Genomic DNA, 22,326 nt, shown 5'->3' with positions numbered 1-22,326 from the left:
GACAACCTACTTGTTGGTGCGTTTTATTTTCACTTACTTTACGCTGTAACTCACTTTAAAATGATTTCAACAGCGGAAAAACATCAGGTATTAAAAAGCCTAATAGAAAGCCATACGTTTTTAAAATCTACTACTAGCAAGGTTCTTTTAAAATATATTATTGAATCTTCGATTGAGAATAAAGACCTAAACGCTACCAATATTGCACTTGAACTTTTTGGCTCTAAATATGAATCTGAAAAAAGTGAGGCTACGGTACGGGTGAATATTTACCATTTACGCAATAAATTACAAAAGTATTACGCCGCTGAAGGTATAAATGACCCTATTCATATTGTAATAAAACGCGGGCAGTATAAAGTATCATTTTACAAAAAGGCTAAACCAAAACCTAAATATTCAAAAAAGTCTAAGGTTTTAGCTGGACTATCAACTTTAACCATTTTAGCTTTAGCAGCATACCTAATTTTTAAACTCAGTTATACCCCCCCCATTTGGCATTCCTTTTTTAACAATGACAAAGAAACCACTTTATATCTATATGATATATTTGGTTATTACGGCCCTACATTGTTTAATAAAACAGGATGGCATAGAGATTATGAAATAAACTCTACTGCTGACTTTTATAATGAAATTAAAAAACAGCCTGATTTAATGAAGGATTATTCACCTGGCAGAAATGTTTATGTTAATTTTTTAAGCGCCTATTCTGTTAATGATTTATCAAGATATTTTCAGAAAAGTGATAAGGAATTTAAGATTCATAAATTTCATAATTTAACACTACAACAGCTTAAAGAACAAAACTCCCTTTATATAGGGCCGTTACGTTATGAAAATGCTTTTGTAGAGTTTTTCAACTTAAAATCTAAACGTGTAAAATTAATTAATCAAGTTTCTAGCAATAAAATTGATGATGTTGTGTATTTTGATAACCAAAAGGTTCCTTATAATGAAGAAAGAAATGTTAAATATAAAAACACTAAAAAAAATATTGACACTACATATACATTAATGTCAAACGGACATAGTTATGAGCATGTGTTGGTAGCTAAACTTATTGGCGATAATAACACCTCAAATCTTATGTTCTTCTCTAACCATGGATTTGGAGCCACAGCAGCCGTTGAATATTTTACAAATCAGGATTCAATTATGAGTTTCTATAAAAAGTATCTAAAAAATAGTGAAGAATTTATTGCCTTATTTTATGTAAACGGAAAAGACCGCACTAGCATGAATATTACACAGTTACTATTTGACAACAATGAATAAAAGTGAAATCAAGGAATTCTTAGATTCTAAAGTAGAGGAATACAACAACCAGAAGTTTGTTGAAAGTGACCCTATACAAATCCCACATAGGTTTAATATAAAAGAAGATATAGAAATCGCATCTTTTTTAACAGCCACAATAGCTTGGGGAAATAGGAAAATGATTATTAAAAACGCTGATAAAATGATGCAATTGTTTGATCATGCTCCATTTGATTTTGTTATGAATCATTCTGAATTAGACTTAAGCAATTTGAACGGATTTGTACACCGTACTTTTAATGCTGAAGATTTAAAATATTTTATAAAAGCGCTTAGACATATATACCTACATCATGGTGGCTTGGAATCTATTTTTAATAAGAATGCTTCAGCATCAAGTATGCAACCTGCCATACATGAATTTAAACACACCTTCTTCTCTATAGCTCATCCAAGCAGGACACTTAAACATGTTGGAGACCCCAATAAAGGGTCGGCCGCAAAACGGTTAAATATGATGCTTAGATGGTTAGTAAGGCAGGATAATGCCGGTGTTGACTTTGGCATTTGGACTAAAATACCAACCTCAATTTTATCATGCCCCTTAGATGTTCATTCGGGAAATGTTGCTAGAAAATTAGGACTCTTGAAACGCAAACAAAATGATGCTAAAGCTCTATTTGAACTTGATAGCGCCCTAAGAAAGCTAGACCCAAATGATCCTGTTAAATATGATTTTGCCTTATTTGGTTTAGGCGTATTTGAAGGGTTTTAACTTTGAAATTATATATATTTACAATAAAAAATAAACCTTATGAAACATTATTTATCATGCCTTTTAGTGCTGTCAAGTGTATTGTGTTTAGCACAAAAAAGAGCCATACCAGTTGATACAATGGTTGTTACCAACCATACCACAACGATTAAGAATAAAAGTATCAACTATAAGGCGACTACTGGAACACAACCGGTGTGGAACGAAAAAGGAGAACCTATTGCCGCATTATATTATACCTTTTACGAGAGAACAAATACCAATAACACGAATGAACGGCCTTTGATTATTTCCTTTAATGGAGGTCCTGGTTCAGCTTCGGTATGGATGCATATTGCCTACACAGGACCTAAAGTATTAAATTTGGATTCTGAGGGGTATCCTATTCAACCTTATGGCGTTTCTGACAACCCTAATTCAATACTAGATATAGCAGACATTGTCTATGTTAACCCTGTAAATACAGGTTATTCAAGAATGATTCCAGATAGTAAAGGAGAATTACCTAAGCGAGATACTTTTTTTGGAATTAATGCCGATATTAAATATTTGGCCGAATGGATTAACACGTTTGTATCTAGAAAAGGGAGATGGGAATCACCAAAATATATCATTGGCGAAAGTTATGGCGGTACAAGAGTCATGGGGCTAGCAAACGAATTACAGAATCGACAGTGGATGTATTTAAATGGCGTGATATTAGTATCGCCCGCTGATTATAAGTTATACAATACCAACCAACCTGTGTATTCTGCCCTTAACTTACCCTATTTCACTGCTGCCGCTTGGCATCATAACATGCTTTCTCCCGAATTACAACAAAAAGATTTACTTAATATTTTACCTGAAGCTGAAGATTTCGCCATTAACAATTTGATGCCGGCACTAGCTAAAGGAGGCTTTATTTCTGAAAATGAAAAGGGACAAATTGCAAAAAAAATGGCCTATTATTCAGGTTTAAGTGAACAGTCTATTTTGCAGAATAATTTAGATGTACCTACCCATTTTTATTGGAAGGATTTACTCCGAAACAAAACCGGTCAAACCATTGGGCGACTAGACTCTAGGTATTTGGGCATTGATAAAAGAGAAACCGGTATTTCACCGGATTATAGTCCAGAACTTATGTCTTGGAACCATGCCTTTACCCCTGCCATAAATTATTACCTTAGAGAACACCTTAATTTTAAGACGGATATAAAATACCAAATGTTTGGTGATGTTCACCCTTGGGACAGAAGAAATGACAATACCCGTGAAGGGTTGAGACAGGCTATGGCACAAAACCCTTTTTTAAAAGTACTTATTCAATCTGGTTATTATGATGGTGCAACCACCTATTTTGGAGCGAAATACACCATGTGGCAAATAGACCCAAGTGGCAAAATGAAAGACCGCTTTACCTTTAAAGGCTATAGAAGCGGACACATGATGTATTTGCGAAGTGAAGACTTAATAACCGCTAATGATGATTTGCGTGCGTTTATGAAAAACGCATTGACGAATGGAAAAGCAGCTAAATACCTAAAAAAATAGCCCTAATTTATTTTTGTCCCCTAGACAAAATGGAATACAATAATAGAAGTGCGTTTTAATTTAGAGACTACGGAATATATTATGCACAACAAGTATTAAGTAATAGAATAAAGTATACACACTAAAAGATTCAAAAATGCCTCCCAGACAAAGTGGGAGGCATTTTTGTTTAGAAAATCTGTTTACAATGCGCAACCGCTTCTTAAAATGTTGCCTTTAGTCAAAATGGTTTTCTCTTTATCTGCCTATTTCTAAAGACCAAATCGATACTGTAGACCAGTCATAAAAAACTTTTGATTATCACGATATCCTAATTCCGCTCTATACATCCAGTTATTAGATATCTCAAAATTAAAGCCAATTTGCGTACTCCAATTGTCAATAATTTCCTTTTTAATGCTGTAATTTATTGTGTCGGAGTTTTCTACTCTATCAGCGGCAGAATCAAGCTTATTTTCCCTTGCATATAACTCTGCTAATTTTTCATCTTTTCCTGGCGTTGCATCAGGCAGACTTTCCCAAAATACTATCTGTTCATTATTAATAGTGGAAAAAGCATCAATAGCTCTTAACATGGCTTCATCTAATTCTGGCACCCCGATAGATCCTGTATTATTTTCTTTATTTACAAAATCACGATACATGGCACCAATGTATACCGCTAACTTCATTTTATTCCTAAAAGTCACTCTACGTCCTATTCGAGCAGAACCTACAAAAAAAGTAACCGTTTGCGTCAATAAATCTGATGTGGTCCAAGTCACATTTCCATCCATACTTACAAAATAGTTATCCCATCCATAAACTAGCGTGGTCCCCATTCCAAATGAATTTGTATTAAATGTCACTGCAGGGACGTCTATAGGCTTTTCAAGCGTTGTTATTTCCTTCAAGTTTCCGTTTGGTCCTAAATTATTTTCAACAACCTGGGGTTGAAAAGACACCTTAGTTGTACCTTGATTTTTTGAATAAATACCATAAAAATTTAAAAATGGTAATATCCAAGCATCAGCTCTTAGATTTACGCCATTTGTGGTTGCCACAGTCTCAGTGAAATTAAGTGTTTCAGGATTAATAAGGTCATCCAAATTTTCGCCATCGAAAAAATTCATACTGAATTCTGTTAATTCCAAAGACATTTGATTAAAAACATAATTAATATTGAAACCAAATGGTAATTGTAAATCAATATTTCTGTCGGCTACCTTTTGACCCCAAATTGGTAAAACATATGGCCACTCCTTTGATACCGTAGTTGAATCCTTCTTAGGAAATTGGATACCACTTTGTGCATTTGCTTCAAATAAATTTATCACGAGAAAAACAAGGCATAATACCCCTCCAAATTTGTTTGATCTATTCATAATTTCTGATTAAATTTATTTGTTTCACCCTACTAACCACATATTAAACACTGGTTTTCAACACATTAGTAGAAATCAAGTTGACACTGTAAGCTTTAATTTCAAGACGAAAAAAGGAAGGCCAAAAATTTATATTTATTAACACCTAATTTTAACACAAAATTAGACATTATTTTTATAAAGCACTGCGCTATTCAAGAGAAAATCTTCACGGTATAGCTTTAAATTTCCTGCTTATTATATGCATTAATTCTCCGAATATATCCTGATGCCTTCAGAAAATTAAAATCAAAAAAAAGGATTGATAAACACTAGTTTACCAATCCTTAATCTATATTATATCTAATATTATCCGCGCAACCAAGCTACTCTTATTGATTTTTGTGCTTCTGTCGCCTCTGCTTTTTCTACAATCCCAATGCCTTGGGTATAGTTTGTTGTGGTAGTGGTTTTAATTACAATTTCCTCTCCATTTCTATCCAGCTTAACTTCAACCTCCTGCCCTGCTTTCCAATTGAAAACTTTCTGTAAAATGCTATTTGCATTGGCCATGATCATATCTTCTCCATCAATACTTTTTATAACGTCATTTGGCTGTACACCTTGTTCTTTCCAAAAACTGTTTTCTAAAACCAATTCAGTAAAGAAAATAGTACCTGTTGCTTGGTCACCACTAACAATAGGACCTCCATTCATAACTATATAATTCGTTTCAACTTTGGTCTCTCCAAGCTCAAGCCCAACTTTTTCAAAAAACTCATTATATTTTATCGGAATATCCCCTATTACATGATCGTTAAAAAACGTTCCTAATGAAGGATACGTCATAGCTACAATTTCATCAATTATTTTATCATCTTCAAAAGGTTTGTTTGTGCCGTACTTATTAGTCAATTCTTTCATTAAAGATAAAATACCTCTTTGACCATTACTTTCGTATCGCATTAAAATATCAATACACATACCAATTAACGCACCTTTTTGATATACATTAATATACTGTTCTTTGTAAGGATCTCTTAGTACATTTTCGCTCATGATTGTAAAGCTCATGGCATCATCATACTGTTTAGAATAATTTATTTTTTCCATGATTTTCTTATAGAAATCAGCCGTTTCATCAAGTCCCTGATTTACTTGAAATAAGGTCGCAAAATATTCAGTAACCCCTTCATACATCCATAAATGCTTTGAAAATGTTGGATTATTATAATCGAAATAATGAATATCTTCAGAATGCAGACTTAACGGTGTAACAATATGAAAAAACTCATGAGCGACTACATGGGTCATACTATCATCTAAACTATCTTCGTCCATAGACTCTGCAAAAACAACAACCGTAGATTTATGATGCTCTAAAGCACCAAAACCTTTAGGAGAATCTTCTTTACCTTCAGACAAATACAAAAAGATATCATATCTCGGTGTAACATTAATATCTCCTAAAAATGTTTTTTGAGCCTGCATCATTTTAAATACAGTTTCTTTTAAAGACGCTGCTGAATGCACTTTATTAGGTGAATAAACACTTAAAACAATTTTTATATCCCCTACTTGAAATTCGGCTACATCTAAATCGCCATACATCATTGGGTTATCCGTTATATCAAAATACCTAGGTGCAAAATAACTTGTTGTGATATATTTGCCATCTTCACTGGTTTTAGAACTCACCGTTTGTAATGCTGAAGAACGCACAAAATCTGCCGATGCCGCAATATCTAGCTTATACTGGTTGTTTTTTAAAGAATCAAAATACCCTATAAAACCGTGAAGGTTTAAAACAAAATTATTGGCTTCTATATTGGTACCGCCAGGAGAAAATGGCTCCTCTTTTCCAATACCTCCTTCAACTTCAATATCAAAAGTATCATTAACTAAATAAGTGATTTTATCCAAAGCTTTGGCATTTGAAATTGACCAGGTATTAGTATCTACCTTATTTACGGTCATTTCATTTCCTTGATAATCAAAAGCTTTGAAATCCTCAATATACTTACCAAAATCACTTACTGAATAGGTACCTTGCACAACTCTTGGCATACGGTATGTTACAGTTTCTGAATTAAACCGTCCTGGATTAATAGTAACAGGTGCACGATCTTCATTTATATTCACCAAATCTATAGTGGTTTCAATTGGTAAGTTTACTGCTAAATCTTCACTTGTGTTTTTCGTAGGATTACAACTAAAAATTAATGTAGTAATAAATAATGTGAATAAGACTCTGGTATTCATTAATTTCATTTTTATTTTTTTAAAGCCGCAAAATACTATTATGTTGTCGCTCGTATTCTTAAGGTTTTGTTAAATTCGCATCATGCAAACACCGCTTGTAAGTATATTAATTCCTTTCAAAAACACTGAGCATTACTTAACCGAATGTTTAAATTCAATAATTAATCAAACCTATTTAAATTGGGAGTTGATAATAGTTGATGACGCCTCATCTGATAACAGTTATGATATTGTGTCCGCTTTTGCTAAAGCAGATAAAAGAATTAAACTTTTAAAAAACGTTGGTAGCGGTATTATTAATGCATTACAATTAGCATTCAAACACTCTTCGGGTGAATTAATCACAAGAATGGATAGTGACGATATCATGCGTGCAAATAAAATACAGGTTTTAGTTGATAAGCTCTTGGTTCATGGTAAAAAACATGTTGCGCTTGGCTTAGTTAACTATTTCTCCAAGGATGGTATAAAAGCCGGTTATAAAAGCTATGAGCTGTGGCTAAACGCTTTGACAGAAAAAGGTCTCAACTACACCGAAATTTATAAAGAATGTGTCATTCCTTCGCCCTGCTGGATGATTCATAGAACAGATTTTATTGCCTGTGACGCCTTTGAACCTAGCAGGTATCCTGAAGATTATGATTTGGCCTTTAGATTTTATAAGCAGGGATATAGGTGTATTCCATGTGATGCAGTAATTCATGATTGGAGAGATTATAATACCCGCACATCAAGAACACACGAACATTATGCCGAAAATCATTTTTTAGAATTGAAATTGCATTATTTCTTGGAACTGGATTATCAAACCAATAAAATTTTGGTGGTTTGGGGTGCTGGAAAAAAGGGGAAAAAAGTTGCAAAATTACTTATTGAAAAAAACATCCCTTTTGAATGGATTTGTGATAATCCAAAAAAAATAGGTAAAGATATTTATGGTTCTACATTAAAAGCATTTAACCTTCTTGAAAGTTTTACGGACACACAGAGTATTATAACTGTAGCGAACAAGGAGGATCAAAGTGAAATTTTAGATTATGTAAATGGCTTAAACATGAATCCTATTGAGGATTATGTTTTCTTTTGTTAATCAAAAAAATTATGTAGGTTTGTTTAACCGATATTAGACATGCAGTTTAAACACCCAGAACTTCTTTACGCCCTATTCTTACTGCTAATTCCAATAATTGTTCATTTATTCCATTTAAGAAAATTTCAAAAAGCCGATTTTACTAATGTTGCTTTTTTAAAAGAGGTTACTTTAAAAACAAGAAAGAGTTCTCAAATAAAAAAATGGCTACTTCTCTGCACAAGATTACTCCTTTTAACTGCTTTAGTATTAGCCTTCGCCCAACCATTTATCTCAAAAACAGAAACCTTTAATACCCCTAAAGAAACAGTCATTTATTTAGACAATTCCTTTAGCATGCAGGCTAAAGGTAATCAGGGAGAGCTTTTCAAAAGAGCCATTCAAGATATTATTACCCATGTGCCAAAGGATGAAGTAATCAGTATTTTTACTAACGATAAAACATTTAGAAACACGACAATAGATGGGGTTAAAAATGATTTATTACAACTCAATTATACCTCAAATAAATTGAGTAATAAGGCTGCCATGCTGAAGAGTAAATCATTTTTTTCTAAAAGCCAAGGCTCTCTAAAAAATTTAATATTCGTTTCGGATTTTCAAGACGACGGGTCTGATTTTAATTTTGTTGCTGATTCCAATATTCAAGCCAATTTGGTTAAACTGCAAGTTGTAAACAGGAATAACATTACCCTTGACAGTGCTTTCATTGCGGAGCGTACACCAACATCCATATATTTAAAAGTTACATTAAGAAATAGCGGAACGGAAGTTGAGAACCTACCGATCGCCTTATATAATGATAATAAACTCATTGCAAAAACATCAATAACTGTAGGAGAATCTTCTGAAACTACCTTTTCGCTACCTGTTAATCAAATTATAAATGGTAAAATAACCGTTGATGATAACAGCCTACAATTTGATAACACCCTTTATTTTAATATTAATAAACCTTCAAAGATTAATGTCTTTGCTATTAACAATGCTGAGGATAACTATTTAAAGCGTCTGTATGCTTCAACAGAATTTAACTATACTGGCACACCAGAACAGCAGGTTAACTATAATGACATTGATAGCCAGCAGCTTATTATCTTAAATGAATTAGACAACATTCCAAATTCTTTACTTACTTCATTAAAACAATTTATTACAAAAGGAGGATCTTTAGTTATTATTCCTTCCCAATCAATAAATATCGGATCATACAACCAACTTTTGACTAATTATGGTGGTAGTTTTTTAAATGTTAATGAAACTGAAAAGCGCATTACTACAATTAATTATTCACACCCTTTATATAATTCGGGTGTCTTTGAAAAACAGGTAAAAAACTTCCAATACCCCAAAGTCAGTTCGTATAACAGATTCATAACTAATAACTTTTACAGTGCGCTTAACTTTGAAGATGGTACGCCTTTTTTAAATAGTAATAACAATCTTTATGTATTTACAGCCGCACTAAATCAAAATAATTCTAGTTTTAAAAACTCGCCTTTAATAGTTCCAACATTATATAATATTGCCAAAAATAGTTTTAAAAACCCCGAAATTTATTACACCATTGGTGAAGAAAACGCCTTTGATGTGGACACAAAAATGAAACTAGATGACGTATTGTCTTTAGAAAAAAATGGCATCAATATTATTCCCAGGCAACAATACTTTAATTCAAAGGTAACCATAAGCACCTCTGAAACACCTTCAACTTCAGGCACATATTCCATTACGAATAAAAACGAACATTTAAAGAATGTTAGTTTTAATTACTCCAGAGATCAAAGTGTGTTAGCATATAGAGACCTGTCTGCATTTGAAAACGCCTCTATAAGCCAATCTATTCAAGATGTTTTTAACAGTATAAAAAGTGATACAAAAGTTGACGCCCTATGGAAATGGTTTGTTATTTTTGCATTAGCATTATTGATTATTGAAATGGGTATCTTAAAATTCTTTAAATGAACATACTTATAAAATCTGCTACAATAATAGATCCTAAAAGCGAATTCCATAATTCCACTAAAGATGTATTAATTAAAAATGGGGTGATTACTGAGATTGCAGATGGAATAAAAAACACCTTAAATTTTAAAGAAATCAAGTTAGATAACCTCCATATTTCTCAAGGCTGGTTTGACAGCAGTGTTAGTTTTGGAGAACCAGGTTATGAAGATCGTGAAACAATATTAAACGGACTTAAAACAGCAGCATATTCTGGCTTCACAGCTGTTGCACTAAATGCGAATAGTGATCCCATCATAGATTCTAATGCCGACATCACATTTGTTAATTCTAAATCAAATAATAACGCCGTTTCTTTATTACCTATAGGTGCCTTAACTGTTGACAGCAAGGGTGAATATTTAGCTGAACTGTATGATATGCGTACGGCTGGTGCTGTCGCTTTTTATGATTACAAAAAGCCCATTTCTAACCCCAATCTTATGAAAATTGCTTTGCAATATGCCAGTAATTTTAATGGTCTAGTTTGCTCTTTTCCACAAGAGAATAAAATTGTGGGTAATGGTGTTATGAATGAAAACATAACAAGTACAAGACTTGGATTAAAAGGCATTCCTGCTTTAGCTGAAGAATTACAAATTTCTCGAGATTTGTTTTTATTAGAATACACTGGTGGAAAATTACACATCCCTACCATTTCTACAGCGAAATCTGTGGCCTTAATCAAAGCTGCAAAACAAAAGAAACTTGATATTACCTGTAGCGTCGCGCTGCACAATATATTCTATACAGACGAGGTATTAACTGAATTCGATACCTCTTATAAGGTACTACCGCCTTTACGGACTAAAACTGACGTGGAGGCTCTTATTGATGGGCTAAAAGATGGGACTATAGATATGGTGACAACAGATCATAACCCAATTAATATTGAAGGCAAGAAAATAGAGTTTGATCATGCCGATTATGGCACCATAGGATTAGAAAGTGCCTTTGGCATTTTACAAAATATATTTACTACAAAAAAAACAATTGATATTCTAACCAAAGGTAAAGTTAGGTTTGGCACTGAACAAACACCCATTAATATAGGAAACAAAGCAAATATTACCCTATTTAATCCAGACACAAAATATGTGTTTTCAAAAAAACACATCATTTCTAAATCAAAAAATGCCATTTTTGAAAACGAAACCTTGAAAGGTCATGTTTATGGTATTATTTCAAACAATAAGACCGTTCTAAATTCATAAATTTATGACTGAACAAGACATTAAAAAAGGCCGAAAAAATGCAATAATAAGTTACATTACCATTTTTGGGACTATTATTGCTTATTACCTTAATAATGACAATAAAAGTGATTTTGCTAGTTTTCATATTCGACAGGCTTTAGGTCTATGGCTTACTTTTTTTGCATTGGGTTATATTATTGGAAGTTTTAATAGTTGGTTAATCACATCGAGTTTTTATTTATTTTTTGCCGTGCTATTTATTTATGGATTCTCAAATGCACTGGGAAAAAAAGCGCAAGAAGTACCACTTGTAGGCGCATTATATCAAAAACTATTTGCTAATCTTGGAAATTAAATGGTAAATACCTCGCTTTCTTTACAACACATTATTCGTGAATCAAATTTATCGAAAAACGCACCATTACTTATCATGATGCATGGCTATGGCAGTGATGAGAATGACTTATTTTCTTTTGCCTCAGAGTTACCAAAAGAGCTTTTCATTATTTCTGTAAGGGCTCCGTACCCAATGCAGCCTTATGGCAATGCATGGTATGCTATAAATTTTGATGCTGAACGTGGTAAATGGAATGATAATGTAGAAGCCATACAATCAAGAGATTTAATATCTAAATTTATTGACGAGGCCATTGCAACGTATCCTGTAGACGCCGATAATGTTTCTTTATTAGGTTTTAGCCAAGGCAGTATTTTAAGCTATGCTATAGCATTAACCTATCCTGATAAAATAAGAAACGTAGTAGCCTTAAGTGGTTATATTGTTCGTGATATTTTTCCTGATGATATAGTAAGTAGAGATTATTCAAATCTAGATTTTTATTGCTCTCATGGAAGTGTAGATCAGGTTATACCTGTGGATTGGGCCAGACAAACCCCAACATTTTTAAATAGTCTGAACATCAAAAACCAATACTCTGAATTTCCAGTTGGACATGGTGTAGCGCCACAAAATTTTTATGAATTTAATACGTGGCTAAGTACCCGAATTTCGTAAGAACAGATAAAGCTTAATTCGTATAACATAAAAACTCAAAGTATTTATTTGATAAAACACCTTTGTCAAAATGCTACTAACATGATAGTATGATTTGTGATTGTAGCTATAAGGCCTTAAAGTTATAGTACAAATTCTATAGAAAAGAAAAACCAGCATCAGCTGGCTTTTTTATTTTATGGTATAAGTATAAAGTAAATAATCTAATTATTAATTACCAATCTGAAACCTTCACCATGAATGTTTAAGATTTCAACTTTCTCATCGAGTTTCAAATATTTACGCAATTTAGCAATGTACACATCCATACTTCGAGATGTGAAATAATTATCATCTCGCCATATTTTTGTTAAAGCGAGTTCTCTAGGCATTAAATCATTTTCATGCAATGCTAACAAACGTAAAAGTTCATTTTCTTTTGGTGAGAGTTTTACAGGTTCTCCTCCGTCAAATTTCAAAAATCTAAGCTTTGAATTTAAATCAAAACGTCCAATTTTAAACTCAAACTGTTTACTATCAGAAATCGTTTCAGTAGCCTTACGCTGAATAATTGCTTTAATTTTCATTAACAATACTTCACTATCAAATGGCTTATTCAAGTAGTCATCTGCACCAACTTTATATCCTTTTAAAACATCTTCTTTCATTGTTTTAGCAGTTAAAAACACAATAGGTACATCTGTGTTTTTCTCCCGTATTTCTTTAGCCAATGTAAAACCATCTTTATAAGGCATCATAACATCAAGAATACATAAATCAAAATCATCTTTCTTGAATTTCTCAAAACCTTCCATGCCATTTTTAGCATGCGTAACTTCATAATCGTTCATCATTAAATAATCCTTTAAAACAGTACCGAAATTAGGGTCATCTTCTACTAATAATATTCTTTTTTTGTATTCTTCCATAATTATGATATTAATGGTAGCTTAATTATAAATGTGCTTCCCTTGTCTTTTTCTGATTCTACTGATACATGACCTTGGTGATCTTCTACAATACGTTTAACGTAAGCTAAACCTAAACCATGCCCTTTTACATTATGTATATTCCCAGTGTGTTCTCTATAAAATTTTTCAAAAACCTTTTTGGCTGCGCCTTTACTCATACCGCTCCCATGATCTTTTACTTTTAATATAATATTAGTTCCAACATTTTCTGTTGACACTTCGATCTCAGGGGCATCTGGAGAATATTTTATCGCATTATCCAGTATGTTCACAACCACATTAGTAAAATGTGTTTCATTAGCTAGAACTGACGATTTTGCAGCATTAAGATTGGTTTTACAATACCCTTGTCTATCTTCAACTATCAACTGCACATGTGTGAGTGCATCTAATACCAATTCATGTAAATCAACTCGGTCCTTACTAATATTAAGTTCATTTTTTTCTAATTTAGAAATTCTTAATACGTTTTCAACCTGTGCATGCATGCGTTTGTTCTCTTCCTTAATCATAGTAAGATAACGAATTACTTTTTCACTATCACCAATAACCTTAGGATTTTTTATTGCATCTAAAGCTAAATTTATAGTCGCTATAGGCGTCTTAAACTCATGTGTCATGTTATTGATGAAATCAGTTTTGATCTGTGAAATCTTCCGTTGTTTTACCAATTGAAATAATGCGCTTCCGTACGCTATTATTATAATAGAAGTAAATAGCACAGACAACATTATCATACCAATAATTCCCGAAAGAATAAACTGCCTATCATCAGGGAAATTAACTAAAAGCCTATACGAACTCCTATTATCTTCATCGTAAAATATTGGTACACTAAAGGTAGATTTTATGTTATTTTCAAAGTTATCACTATGCACCTTAGTCGCTAAACCATTTCCATAAATAGCATATTCAAAACCAATGCTAATACCATACTTTTCCAATTTCTCAGATAACAACTCACTAATTTCTTCTTCTGAGACTCTTTTGTGAATTGGTGTTCTTTTAGAAATCATTCTAAAGCTTTTCTCCCAATTCAATTTTTGAGCTTCATCAATAGTTCCCGTTCTTATGATTTCAGAAATTGGACTTTTCAAATCTTTTTCTGTAACCCCTACATCACTATAAATTTCGGTACTAGACTCACCAATAATATTTGTAATATCTAGACTATCTAAACCAATGTCAAAGAGCGAAGAAGACAACTTATAGTCTTCTTGTAATACATTACTTTTATAAATTAATGTTTCTTTTGTACTATTGTTTTTTCTATAAATTAACAACTGAGAAACAGTCTCTTCATCTGCTTTCTTCTCCTTATCTAAATTTGAATACTCGGCAAAATACTTTTCAAATTCATTCTCCTGAATGGTGTTTGAAACATTATTTAATACCGTAAGAACATTGAATTTAAAGCGTTCCTTTTCATTCTTAACGGCATCATTTATATAATAAGCCTGAATAGAAATAATACCAATAAGTGATAAACTCATTAACAGTATTAATAGGACGAAAATTCTTTTGCTCATCATTCAAAATTAACATTTTAACATTTAGGAGCGCAGCCTTTTAACCTTACATTAACAAAAATGTTAAATTTTAAGATTTTCAATTATTTTGTTGTGAATTTTAAGAACTTGTTCCTGAGTTTTGTCAAGAGACACATTGTGAATTACAAAATGAGAGTGCCTTACTTTTTTTTCATCAGACCATTGATTTTTCATAATGGCTTCTATCTTTTCTTTAGAAGTATTATCGCGTTTTAAAACACGTTCAATTCTTACAGCTTTTGGAGCCGTTACCGTGATAGCATAATCACAGCTATGTTCACCTCCATTTTCAAATAAAATCGCAACTTCCTTAATCAAATAAGGTGCATCTTGATGCTTTACCCATTCCTCAAAATGTTTTGCCACTTCAGGGTGAATAATGGCATTCATTTTACTAAGGAAGGTCTTATCATTAAATATAAGATTTGCTATATACGGCTTATTAAGATGACCTTCTAAGTAGGCCTCTGTTCCAAATAAGCCTATTAGTTGTTGCTGTATAACTTTTGATGAGGCCATTAATTTTTTCGCTTCCTCATCAGCTATATAAACGGGTACGCCTAATTTTTCAAATTGTTTTAAAACCGTAGTTTTACCACTACCAATACCCCCTGTAAGTCCGACAATAATCATTTTGTTGTTATAAACTCTATACGTTGATAATCAATTTTTGTGTTTTGAGCGACTTCTGGAAAGAGCACCAATTCAGGCTTTAATACAGTCTGGCTTTCATTCACTTTTTGAAAATCACAAATTACTTTAAAATCTTTTTTCGAAATCATCTTAAAGTCACTTAAACTTACATAGTACGAAACGGTAACTTCTTTAGGGAAGTATTTTACCTGCAACCCCTTAGGCACATTTATTAATTCTACCGGTATTTTAAAAGCGCCTTCCGTGAACTTTTCAACCTTAGCACTCAATGTGACGTGTTCTACCGTAATTTTTAAATCGCTTTCATTATTAGGTAATTTCAACGTTACACTTTGTTTAATATCACCCCTTATATTACTAAGTTTTAAAGTATCTGTTTCCAAAAACTCATATTCTGACACTAAAATTTCTGGCCCCACAATTACCACTGAATCTGGCTCTGCAATCACCTCAGACGCCCTATCATACCCAATACGATATTGAATATCTGTATTTATTTTTATTGGTACCTTTTTAACCAAATTGACATCATATCTAAATACCAGTCGTTCTGGCTCTAAATTAAGTACTTCTATATTTTTGTCAAATTGCGTATTATTTAAATAAGCCTTCGATTTGTTATATATAAAAACACTTCCTTCTTTAGAAACATCTTTACTGAAATCAATAGCTATTTTGGGTTTAGACATGGCGTAACGCAACCAATTAAATCCAAATGTTTTTAAAGTAATATTTAAGTTTATGGAATCGTTTAAAATCACATATTCTTTCGGTACATTATACTTTTCAATTTCAAAAGAAATGGTTTTAGTATATTCTTTAGACAGCTTAGTGAAAATCAAAATCACAAAAGACGATAACAAAAACAACAAGAATACGTTTATTCTCTTATTCTTTATGGAAGCCATTATGTGAGTTCTTATACTTTTTATCATGTCTGTTTAAAAAACAATTTTGGAAAATGAATTTCTGGATCTTTTTTCAAAGTAGATACGGCTAGTGTCGATTTCAAAAAACCATAGCCATAGCCAAAGAATTGAATTAAGATAGCTGGGATAGCTAAAAAAGAAACTATCAAACTTTTTGTTTCTATTAAAGCCATTACAAAAGCCATAACAAAATATAGCATATAAAGTATTAGTGGCCATGTAAAATCAAAAACAAATAGTACTAGACAGGCAATTAAACCCAAAATAAAAAGTGTAGGAAACCAATATGTAAGCTTTTTTGTTGAAGGGTGCCAGAAATTTAAAATGGGGCGAACCAAACCAAATTTATGGACTTGTTTATAAAACGTTCGCCATGAAATACGACGTTTATGATAAACATAAGCTTCTACAATTAATTTTGTTTTAAACCCTAAATCCCATAGTCTAATTGATAAATCAGGGTCTTCACCAGGGTGAATTCTACCAAAACCGTTGGTTGCCTCAAAAGCCTTTTTTGATAAGCCCATATTAAAACTTCTGGGTTGAAATTTATCTAAACTATTCTTTCTTCCTCGAATACCGCCCGTAGTAATCATGGACGTCATTGAAAAATTAATAGCCTTTTGCAAATTTGTAAACGACTCATGAGCGGCATCAGGACCACCATAACAATCAACAAATTCGCGCTTTAAATCATCTTCAACGACTTGTAAATAGTCTTTCGGAAGAATACAATCTGAGTCTAAAATAATAAAATAATTGCCTTTAGCCCGTTGCATACCATAATTCCTAGAATCTCCCGGCCCCGAATTAGCCTTTATAAAATATGATATATTTAACCTGTTCTGGAAAGATTCAACTATCGTTTTTGAAGGTTTAGTCGATCCATCTTCAACAATTACAATTTCATAAGCCATAGTCGCCTCAAGAGCTTCAAAACTCTGCAAGAGTTCTTGAATTTCCTCAGGCCGATTATAAACTGGAATTATAAATGAGAATTGTAACTGCATAACACAAATGTAACAAAAAAGCCACCGTTATACAGGTGGCTTTTACTCAATATTATTTTTGTTTGTTATTCCTCTTCTCCCATAAAAGTGGACATCACAGCATCACTAACCCCCATATTACTAAATCCACCGTCGTTATATAGATTTTGTAAAGTCACGCGTTTTGTTAAATCGCTAAATAGAGAAACAGTATAGTTAGCACAATCTAAAGCACTTGCATTACCAAGTGGTGACATCTTATCTGCATATGCTATGAAACCGTCAAATCCTTTTACTCCACTACCTGCTGTTGTTGGCGTTGGTGATTGTGAAATAGTATTAACTCTTACTTTTTTATCTCTTCCGAAGAAATAACCAAAACTACGTGCTATACTTTCTAAATACGCCTTATTATCAGCCATATCATTATAATCAGGAAAAACACGTTGTGCGGCCATATAGCTCAATGCAACGATACTCCCCCATTCATTCATAGCATCAGCTTTATATAACGTTTGCATAACCTTATGAAAAGACATAGCCGAAACATCAGTTCCCTTTTGTGTCCAATCATAGTTTTGATTCGTATAATGTTTTCCTTTTCTAACATTAATAGACATCCCAATAGAGTGTAAAACAAAATCAATTTTACCTCCTAGAATCTCCATAGATTGATCTACCAAGTTTTGTAAATCTTCTAAAGAAGTAGCATCAGCAGGAATGATTTGAGAACCTGTTTTTTCAGCTAGCTCATTTATTTGACCCATTCGCATGGCCACTGGTGCATTAGTTAAAACAAAAGTTCCACCTTCTTCATGAACACGCTCAGCCGTTTTCCAAGCAATTGAATTTGAATCTAGCGCCCCAAAAATAATTCCCTTCTTTCCTTTTAATAAGTTATACATATATTTTGATTTTGTAAGTTTATTGGTTTATTCAGCCCACAAATATACTAATTAATTGAGTAATTCTTTGGCATGAGCAATAGCTGATGTTGACATTTCTTTACCCCCAAGCATTTGAGCAATTTCCACAATACGTTCGTCATAATTTAAGGGTATTAAATTGGTTTGAGTAATGTCATTGACATCCTCCTTATAGACTTTAAAATGAGCATGTCCTTTCGCTGCAATTTGAGGTAAATGTGTAATGGAAAACACCTGCATGCTTTTACTCATTTGTAACATAATATCGCCCATTTTATTCGAAATCTCTCCCGAAACTCCCGTATCTATTTCGTCAAACATTATGGTAGGCAACTGGATATATGATCCTAAAATAGACTTTATAGCCAACATAATTCTTGACAATTCACCTCCCGAAGCCGCTTTTTTCAATTCATTAAAATGGCCTCCTCTATTGGCTGAAAACATAAACGATAGCTCATCTTTACCATTAGAATAAAAAGTATCACCTCTCAGAACCCCAATTTTAAATTGCGCGTTAGGCATTCCTAAATCCATCAAAATAGCCTCAAGTTGGGCAATTAATTTAGGAATAACTTCCACACGTTTTTTATGAATACGTTTAGAAATACTGTCAAGAGATTTTTCCTTAGCACTTATACTATCCTGTTTTTGTTGAATGTTACTATCTAAATTAGCAGTAACAGTAACCTTCTCTTCCAACCGATTTTTTATAGTAATTAACTCTGCGACATTTTCTGCAATATGTTTTTGCATCAAATTATGCAATAATTTTAGTCTGGAATCCACAAATTCAAGTCGATTAGGGTCTGCATCCAAGTTTTCTTGTAGACCTTGGACTTCACTGTGAAAATCATCCATTTCAATTAAGCTGCTTTCTGCACGTTCAAACAAATCTTGATATGCAGATGAAAAACCAGATAATTTCTGAAAAACCTGTTTTAAGGCAGTCAAAGAAGTCACCACTCCAAGGTGCTCATCACTTAAAAGATGATATGCTTCAGCTAAATTTTCTTGAATACTTTCAACATTATTTAAAGTTTCATATTCAGCTTCTAGGCTTTCTACCTCGTCTTCAATTAAATTGGCTTCAACCAATTCATTTAACAAAAAAGTATTGTAATCCTGTTCTTTAAGTGCTTCTGCTTGTAGGTTTAAAAGTTCCTTTAATTCCTTTTGAAGTCTTTTAAATGATTTTAATTCAGCTTTATACTTTTTTAAGTTATCCGTATTGTGAGCCAACGCATCAATGACATGAAACTGAAAGTCATTACTTGTCAATTGGACTGTTTGGTGCTGTGAATGAATATCTATTAATCGTTCACCTAATACCTGTAAACTAGATAGATTGACTGGAGAATCATTTACAAATGCTCTGGACTTACCTGAAGGTAATATTTCCCTTCGGATGATAGTCTGTACTTCATAATCAAAATCTTCAGATTCAAAAAGATCTTTTAAATTGTAATTAGAAATATTGAAGACCGCTTCAATAATACATTTTTTAGAGGCATCCCTTAAACTTCCGAGATCAGCCCGCTTTCCTAAAATCAATGATAAACCTCCTAATAAAATAGATTTACCAGCTCCCGTTTCTCCTGTAATTATGGATAATCCATCATTAAAATCAACATGAAGGCTATCTATTAAAGCGTAATTTTTAATTGATAATGAAGTCAGCAAAGCTTATTATAATGTTTTAAATTATGAGTAATTAAATATAAGAAAATGTAGGTATGGAATAAAGACTTTAGAACTTAATATTTTGCCATTTGCTGCTGTACATAGGTGCTACTTTTTGCAAAATTTCTTTAACTTCGGCAATATTAACATTTGGTCCTTCACTAAATATTTGTTCAATTTCGTCTGATTTGGCATCAAAAAATGTTCGTAATAAGAAAGAATTGGGTCTACGCCTATTCATAATTTCAAACTTTTTTAATGACGATGCTATCGCATCTTTCCCGGTTTTCACATTTTCGCTCATTCTATCTAGGCCCATTCTATGGTAATCATACAGCACTTCTCTATATTCCTTAAAAGTAGGTGATAAAATATTATCTATTAACGCAAACCTGCTCTGCAGACCATCTTCTAATTTCCACCCTTTAAAATTTCCTTGCTGTGAGTAATTTGTAATTACTTGGGCTTGTTTAAAATAATCATCTCCTCCTTTTGGCGAAAAACTATCAGCATCTATAGCCAAGACCATATAAACATGAAATGCTAAAACAGAAATTAAGTTTGACTCAAATTGTGTTGGGTTGTATATCAGGTTTTGAAATTCTAAATACGTAAATGTAAAATCCTTGTCGTTAAAGTTATAGGTTGGGGTACTAAATGAAGATCCATAAATAGGCCTAGAAGATTGTATTTGCAAGGTTGCTCTAAACGTCTCGCCAGAATAGGCACTTACGTTAATAACCATACTGCAGTTAATGCGCTCTTGTGACTTATAGGTTTTATCTGTCCATTTGGTGTTATTAATAAACTCAGTAACTTGTTTTTCTAAAGTCTTGAATATTGGGAAATTCTCATTTCCTGTTTGTCTAGCATCTACTACAACATTGCAGTTTAACTCCTGTGAAACACCTTTAAAACAAAAACAAACTAGTAGTAAAAGAAAAATATTACGCATCAATATGTGATCTAATTTTATTTAATAAATCAATAGCAACCTCAGCTTTTGATTTTAATTTAAACGTCGTTATTACCTCATTGTCATCAATAAGAGTCACCTTATTAGTGTCACTCTTAAAACCTGCCCCTTTATCATTTAACGAATTTAAAACAATTAAATTTAAATTCTTTCTTTTTAATTTCTCTTTGGCATTTTCTATTTCGTTATTGGTTTCTAAAGCAAAGCCCACTAAATATTGTGTCTTTTTTATTTCACCTAAAGATGCCAAAATGTCTTTAGTCTTTTCTAACTCTAAAGTTAACGTTGAAGATTTCTTTTTTATTTTCTGATTTGCCACTTCTTTTGGTCTAAAATCTGCAACAGCGGCCGAAAGTATGGCGACATTAACAGATTCAAAGTGGTTATGCACAGCATCATACATATCTTTTGCACTGGTAACAGGAATTACCTTAACAAGTGCATGCGATACTTGTTCATGTGTTGGTCCGGAAACCAAAATCACCTCCGCACCTAATTGAGCCGCTGCTTTTGCAATCTCAAACCCCATTTTACCACTGGAGTGATTACCAATAAAACGTACAGGGTCTATAGCTTCATATGTAGGCCCTGCAGTAATTAATATTTTCTGACCTCTTAATGGTAGTTTTGATATGACATCACCCTCAATAAAAGCAACAATATCCTCTGGCTCAGACATTCTTCCCTCACCTATAAGCCCACTTGCCAGTTCCCCACTTGTGGCAGGAATCATTATATTTCCAAATGATTTTAACTTAGCAAAAGACTCCAAAGTAGTATTATGCTTATACATGTCTAAATCCATTGCTGGTGCAAAATACACAGGACATTTAGCAGAAAGATAGGTAGCCAATAATAAATTGTCACAAACGCCATTTGCCATTTTGGCCAAAGTATTTGCCGTTGCTGGCGCTATAAGCAAGAGGTCAGCCCAAAGGCCAAGGTCTACATGATTGTTCCAAACATCATTTTCATTCTCTTCACTAGTAAAGGATGAATAAACAGGATGCTTGGACAGTGTAGATAAAGTTAATGGTGTAATAAAATCTTTTGCTGCTGGCGTCATTATTACTTTTACGCTAGCCCCAGACTTAACCAATAACCGTACTAAAGAAGCAGTTTTATAAGCGGCAATACCACCAGTGATGCCTAATAGTACGTTTTTGCCGCTTAGTATACTCATAAGAA

Annotated in this window: 19 protein-coding genes; 8 read left to right on the top strand and 11 right to left on the bottom strand. The window is 32.8% G+C overall.

The features are described 5' to 3' along the window. Nucleotides 1-60: 60 nt before the first annotated feature. The 3 genes from IE051_RS00345 to IE051_RS00335 are packed head-to-tail and all read left to right on the top strand — an operon-like array spanning nt 61 to nt 3,571. Nucleotides 61-1,278, top strand: a complete 1,218-nt coding sequence (locus IE051_RS00345) for a hypothetical protein (RefSeq protein ID WP_189358316.1) — start codon at nt 61-63, stop codon at nt 1,276-1,278. Next, nucleotides 1,271-2,035 (top strand): TIGR02757 family protein, encoded by a 765-nt coding sequence (locus tag IE051_RS00340; RefSeq protein ID WP_189358314.1) that lies wholly within the window; start codon nt 1,271-1,273, stop codon nt 2,033-2,035. The genes IE051_RS00345 and IE051_RS00340 overlap by 8 nt, the downstream gene beginning before the upstream one ends. A gap of 39 nt (nt 2,036-2,074) precedes the next feature. Next, a complete protein-coding gene (locus IE051_RS00335; protein WP_189358312.1) occupies nt 2,075-3,571 on the top strand; it encodes a S10 family peptidase in 1,497 nt (498 codons plus the stop codon). Nucleotides 3,572-3,822: 251 nt separating this feature from the next. Here the strand turns inward: IE051_RS00335 and IE051_RS00330 are convergent, their stop codons facing one another. Together IE051_RS00330 and IE051_RS00325 are read right to left on the bottom strand one after the other, a co-directional pair. After that, nucleotides 3,823-4,935, bottom strand: coding sequence for a hypothetical protein (locus IE051_RS00330; protein ID WP_189358311.1), 1,113 nt, complete (start codon nt 4,933-4,935; stop codon nt 3,823-3,825). Between the two features lie 348 nt (nt 4,936-5,283). Continuing rightward, entirely contained in the window at nt 5,284-7,176 is a 1,893-nt protein-coding gene (locus IE051_RS00325; protein WP_189358309.1) for a M61 family metallopeptidase, read from the bottom strand. An 82-nt stretch (nt 7,177-7,258) separates the two neighbouring features. Between IE051_RS00325 and IE051_RS00320 the strand changes: the two genes are divergently transcribed. Genes IE051_RS00320 through IE051_RS00300 form a run of 5 tightly spaced genes read left to right on the top strand, consistent with a single transcriptional unit; the run spans nt 7,259 to nt 12,481 of the window. Then, on the top strand, nt 7,259-8,266 hold the full coding sequence (locus IE051_RS00320; RefSeq protein WP_189358307.1) for a glycosyltransferase family 2 protein: 1,008 nt from the start codon (nt 7,259-7,261) through the stop codon (nt 8,264-8,266). A 39-nt stretch (nt 8,267-8,305) separates the two neighbouring features. Beyond that, nucleotides 8,306-10,231 carry a BatA domain-containing protein gene (locus IE051_RS00315; protein ID WP_189358305.1) on the top strand — a complete coding sequence of 642 codons (1,926 nt, stop codon included), beginning with the start codon at nt 8,306-8,308 and terminating at the stop codon, nt 10,229-10,231. Next, complete coding sequence (locus IE051_RS00310) at nt 10,228-11,484, top strand: dihydroorotase (protein ID WP_189358303.1); 1,257 nt, start codon at nt 10,228-10,230, stop codon at nt 11,482-11,484. Before IE051_RS00315 ends, IE051_RS00310 begins: the two co-directional genes overlap by 4 nt. Nucleotides 11,485-11,488: 4 nt before the next feature. Next, nucleotides 11,489-11,821: a hypothetical protein gene (locus IE051_RS00305; protein ID WP_189358301.1), complete on the top strand. Its 333-nt coding sequence runs from the start codon at nt 11,489-11,491 to the stop codon at nt 11,819-11,821. Next, nucleotides 11,822-12,481, top strand: a complete 660-nt coding sequence (locus IE051_RS00300; protein ID WP_189358299.1) for an alpha/beta hydrolase — start codon at nt 11,822-11,824, stop codon at nt 12,479-12,481. 203 nt (nt 12,482-12,684) lie between these two features. Here the strand turns inward: IE051_RS00300 and IE051_RS00295 are convergent, their stop codons facing one another. From IE051_RS00295 to coaBC, 9 genes are all read right to left on the bottom strand, one after another. Beyond that, nucleotides 12,685-13,389 (bottom strand): response regulator transcription factor, encoded by a 705-nt coding sequence (locus tag IE051_RS00295; RefSeq protein ID WP_189358297.1) that lies wholly within the window; start codon nt 13,387-13,389, stop codon nt 12,685-12,687. Between the two features lie 2 nt (nt 13,390-13,391). Next, nucleotides 13,392-14,924, bottom strand: a complete 1,533-nt coding sequence (locus IE051_RS00290; protein ID WP_189358295.1) for a sensor histidine kinase — start codon at nt 14,922-14,924, stop codon at nt 13,392-13,394. A gap of 99 nt (nt 14,925-15,023) precedes the next feature. After that, a complete protein-coding gene (gene coaE / locus IE051_RS00285) occupies nt 15,024-15,614 on the bottom strand; it encodes a dephospho-CoA kinase (RefSeq protein WP_189358293.1) in 591 nt (196 codons plus the stop codon). Then, nucleotides 15,611-16,570 carry a CdaR family protein gene (locus tag IE051_RS00280; RefSeq protein ID WP_229796687.1) on the bottom strand — a complete coding sequence of 320 codons (960 nt, stop codon included), beginning with the start codon at nt 16,568-16,570 and terminating at the stop codon, nt 15,611-15,613. Before IE051_RS00280 ends, coaE begins: the two co-directional genes overlap by 4 nt. After that, nucleotides 16,567-17,574 (bottom strand): glycosyltransferase family 2 protein, encoded by a 1,008-nt coding sequence (locus IE051_RS00275; RefSeq protein ID WP_189358291.1) that lies wholly within the window; start codon nt 17,572-17,574, stop codon nt 16,567-16,569. The genes IE051_RS00280 and IE051_RS00275 overlap by 4 nt, the downstream gene beginning before the upstream one ends. Nucleotides 17,575-17,639: 65 nt before the next feature. Beyond that, nucleotides 17,640-18,458: an enoyl-ACP reductase FabI gene (locus tag IE051_RS00270; protein WP_189358289.1), complete on the bottom strand. Its 819-nt coding sequence runs from the start codon at nt 18,456-18,458 to the stop codon at nt 17,640-17,642. 51 nt (nt 18,459-18,509) lie between these two features. Then, nucleotides 18,510-20,162: a DNA repair protein RecN gene (gene recN / locus IE051_RS00265; protein ID WP_189358287.1), complete on the bottom strand. Its 1,653-nt coding sequence runs from the start codon at nt 20,160-20,162 to the stop codon at nt 18,510-18,512. A gap of 67 nt (nt 20,163-20,229) precedes the next feature. Continuing rightward, on the bottom strand, nt 20,230-21,117 hold the full coding sequence (gene porD / locus IE051_RS00260) for a type IX secretion system protein PorD (protein WP_189358285.1): 888 nt from the start codon (nt 21,115-21,117) through the stop codon (nt 20,230-20,232). Beyond that, nucleotides 21,110-22,321 (bottom strand): bifunctional phosphopantothenoylcysteine decarboxylase/phosphopantothenate--cysteine ligase CoaBC, encoded by a 1,212-nt coding sequence (coaBC, locus tag IE051_RS00255; RefSeq protein ID WP_189358283.1) that lies wholly within the window; start codon nt 22,319-22,321, stop codon nt 21,110-21,112. The genes porD and coaBC overlap by 8 nt, the downstream gene beginning before the upstream one ends. Nucleotides 22,322-22,326: the final 5 nt, after the last annotated feature.

Origin of the sequence: Algibacter mikhailovii, assembly GCF_014651495.1 — a bacterium.
GTDB classification, from domain to species: Bacteria; Bacteroidota; Bacteroidia; order Flavobacteriales; family Flavobacteriaceae; genus Algibacter_E; species Algibacter_E mikhailovii.
This window is presented reverse-complemented; position numbering and strand designations above follow the sequence as displayed.

What these genes read in the sequence shown, in the direction of transcription:
- IE051_RS00345 (WP_189358316.1), top strand. Translation starts at nt 61, where the DNA reads ATGATTTCAACAGCGGAAAAACATCAGGTATTAAAAAGCCTAATAGAA.
- IE051_RS00340 (WP_189358314.1), top strand. Translation starts at nt 1,271, where the DNA reads ATGAATAAAAGTGAAATCAAGGAATTCTTAGATTCTAAAGTAGAGGAA.
- IE051_RS00335 (WP_189358312.1), top strand. Translation starts at nt 2,075, where the DNA reads ATGAAACATTATTTATCATGCCTTTTAGTGCTGTCAAGTGTATTGTGT.
- IE051_RS00330 (WP_189358311.1), bottom strand. Translation starts at nt 4,935, where the DNA reads ATGAATAGATCAAACAAATTTGGAGGGGTATTATGCCTTGTTTTTCTC.
- IE051_RS00325 (WP_189358309.1), bottom strand. Translation starts at nt 7,176, where the DNA reads ATGAATACCAGAGTCTTATTCACATTATTTATTACTACATTAATTTTT.
- IE051_RS00320 (WP_189358307.1), top strand. Translation starts at nt 7,259, where the DNA reads ATGCAAACACCGCTTGTAAGTATATTAATTCCTTTCAAAAACACTGAG.
- IE051_RS00315 (WP_189358305.1), top strand. Translation starts at nt 8,306, where the DNA reads ATGCAGTTTAAACACCCAGAACTTCTTTACGCCCTATTCTTACTGCTA.
- IE051_RS00310 (WP_189358303.1), top strand. Translation starts at nt 10,228, where the DNA reads ATGAACATACTTATAAAATCTGCTACAATAATAGATCCTAAAAGCGAA.
- IE051_RS00305 (WP_189358301.1), top strand. Translation starts at nt 11,489, where the DNA reads ATGACTGAACAAGACATTAAAAAAGGCCGAAAAAATGCAATAATAAGT.
- IE051_RS00300 (WP_189358299.1), top strand. Translation starts at nt 11,822, where the DNA reads ATGGTAAATACCTCGCTTTCTTTACAACACATTATTCGTGAATCAAAT.
- IE051_RS00295 (WP_189358297.1), bottom strand. Translation starts at nt 13,389, where the DNA reads ATGGAAGAATACAAAAAAAGAATATTATTAGTAGAAGATGACCCTAAT.
- IE051_RS00290 (WP_189358295.1), bottom strand. Translation starts at nt 14,924, where the DNA reads ATGAGTTTATCACTTATTGGTATTATTTCTATTCAGGCTTATTATATA.
- coaE (WP_189358293.1), bottom strand. Translation starts at nt 15,614, where the DNA reads ATGATTATTGTCGGACTTACAGGGGGTATTGGTAGTGGTAAAACTACG.
- IE051_RS00280 (WP_229796687.1), bottom strand. Translation starts at nt 16,570, where the DNA reads ATGATAAAAAGTATAAGAACTCACATAATGGCTTCCATAAAGAATAAG.
- IE051_RS00275 (WP_189358291.1), bottom strand. Translation starts at nt 17,574, where the DNA reads ATGCAGTTACAATTCTCATTTATAATTCCAGTTTATAATCGGCCTGAG.
- IE051_RS00270 (WP_189358289.1), bottom strand. Translation starts at nt 18,458, where the DNA reads ATGTATAACTTATTAAAAGGAAAGAAGGGAATTATTTTTGGGGCGCTA.
- porD (WP_189358285.1), bottom strand. Translation starts at nt 21,117, where the DNA reads ATGCGTAATATTTTTCTTTTACTACTAGTTTGTTTTTGTTTTAAAGGT.
- coaBC (WP_189358283.1), bottom strand. Translation starts at nt 22,321, where the DNA reads ATGAGTATACTAAGCGGCAAAAACGTACTATTAGGCATCACTGGTGGT.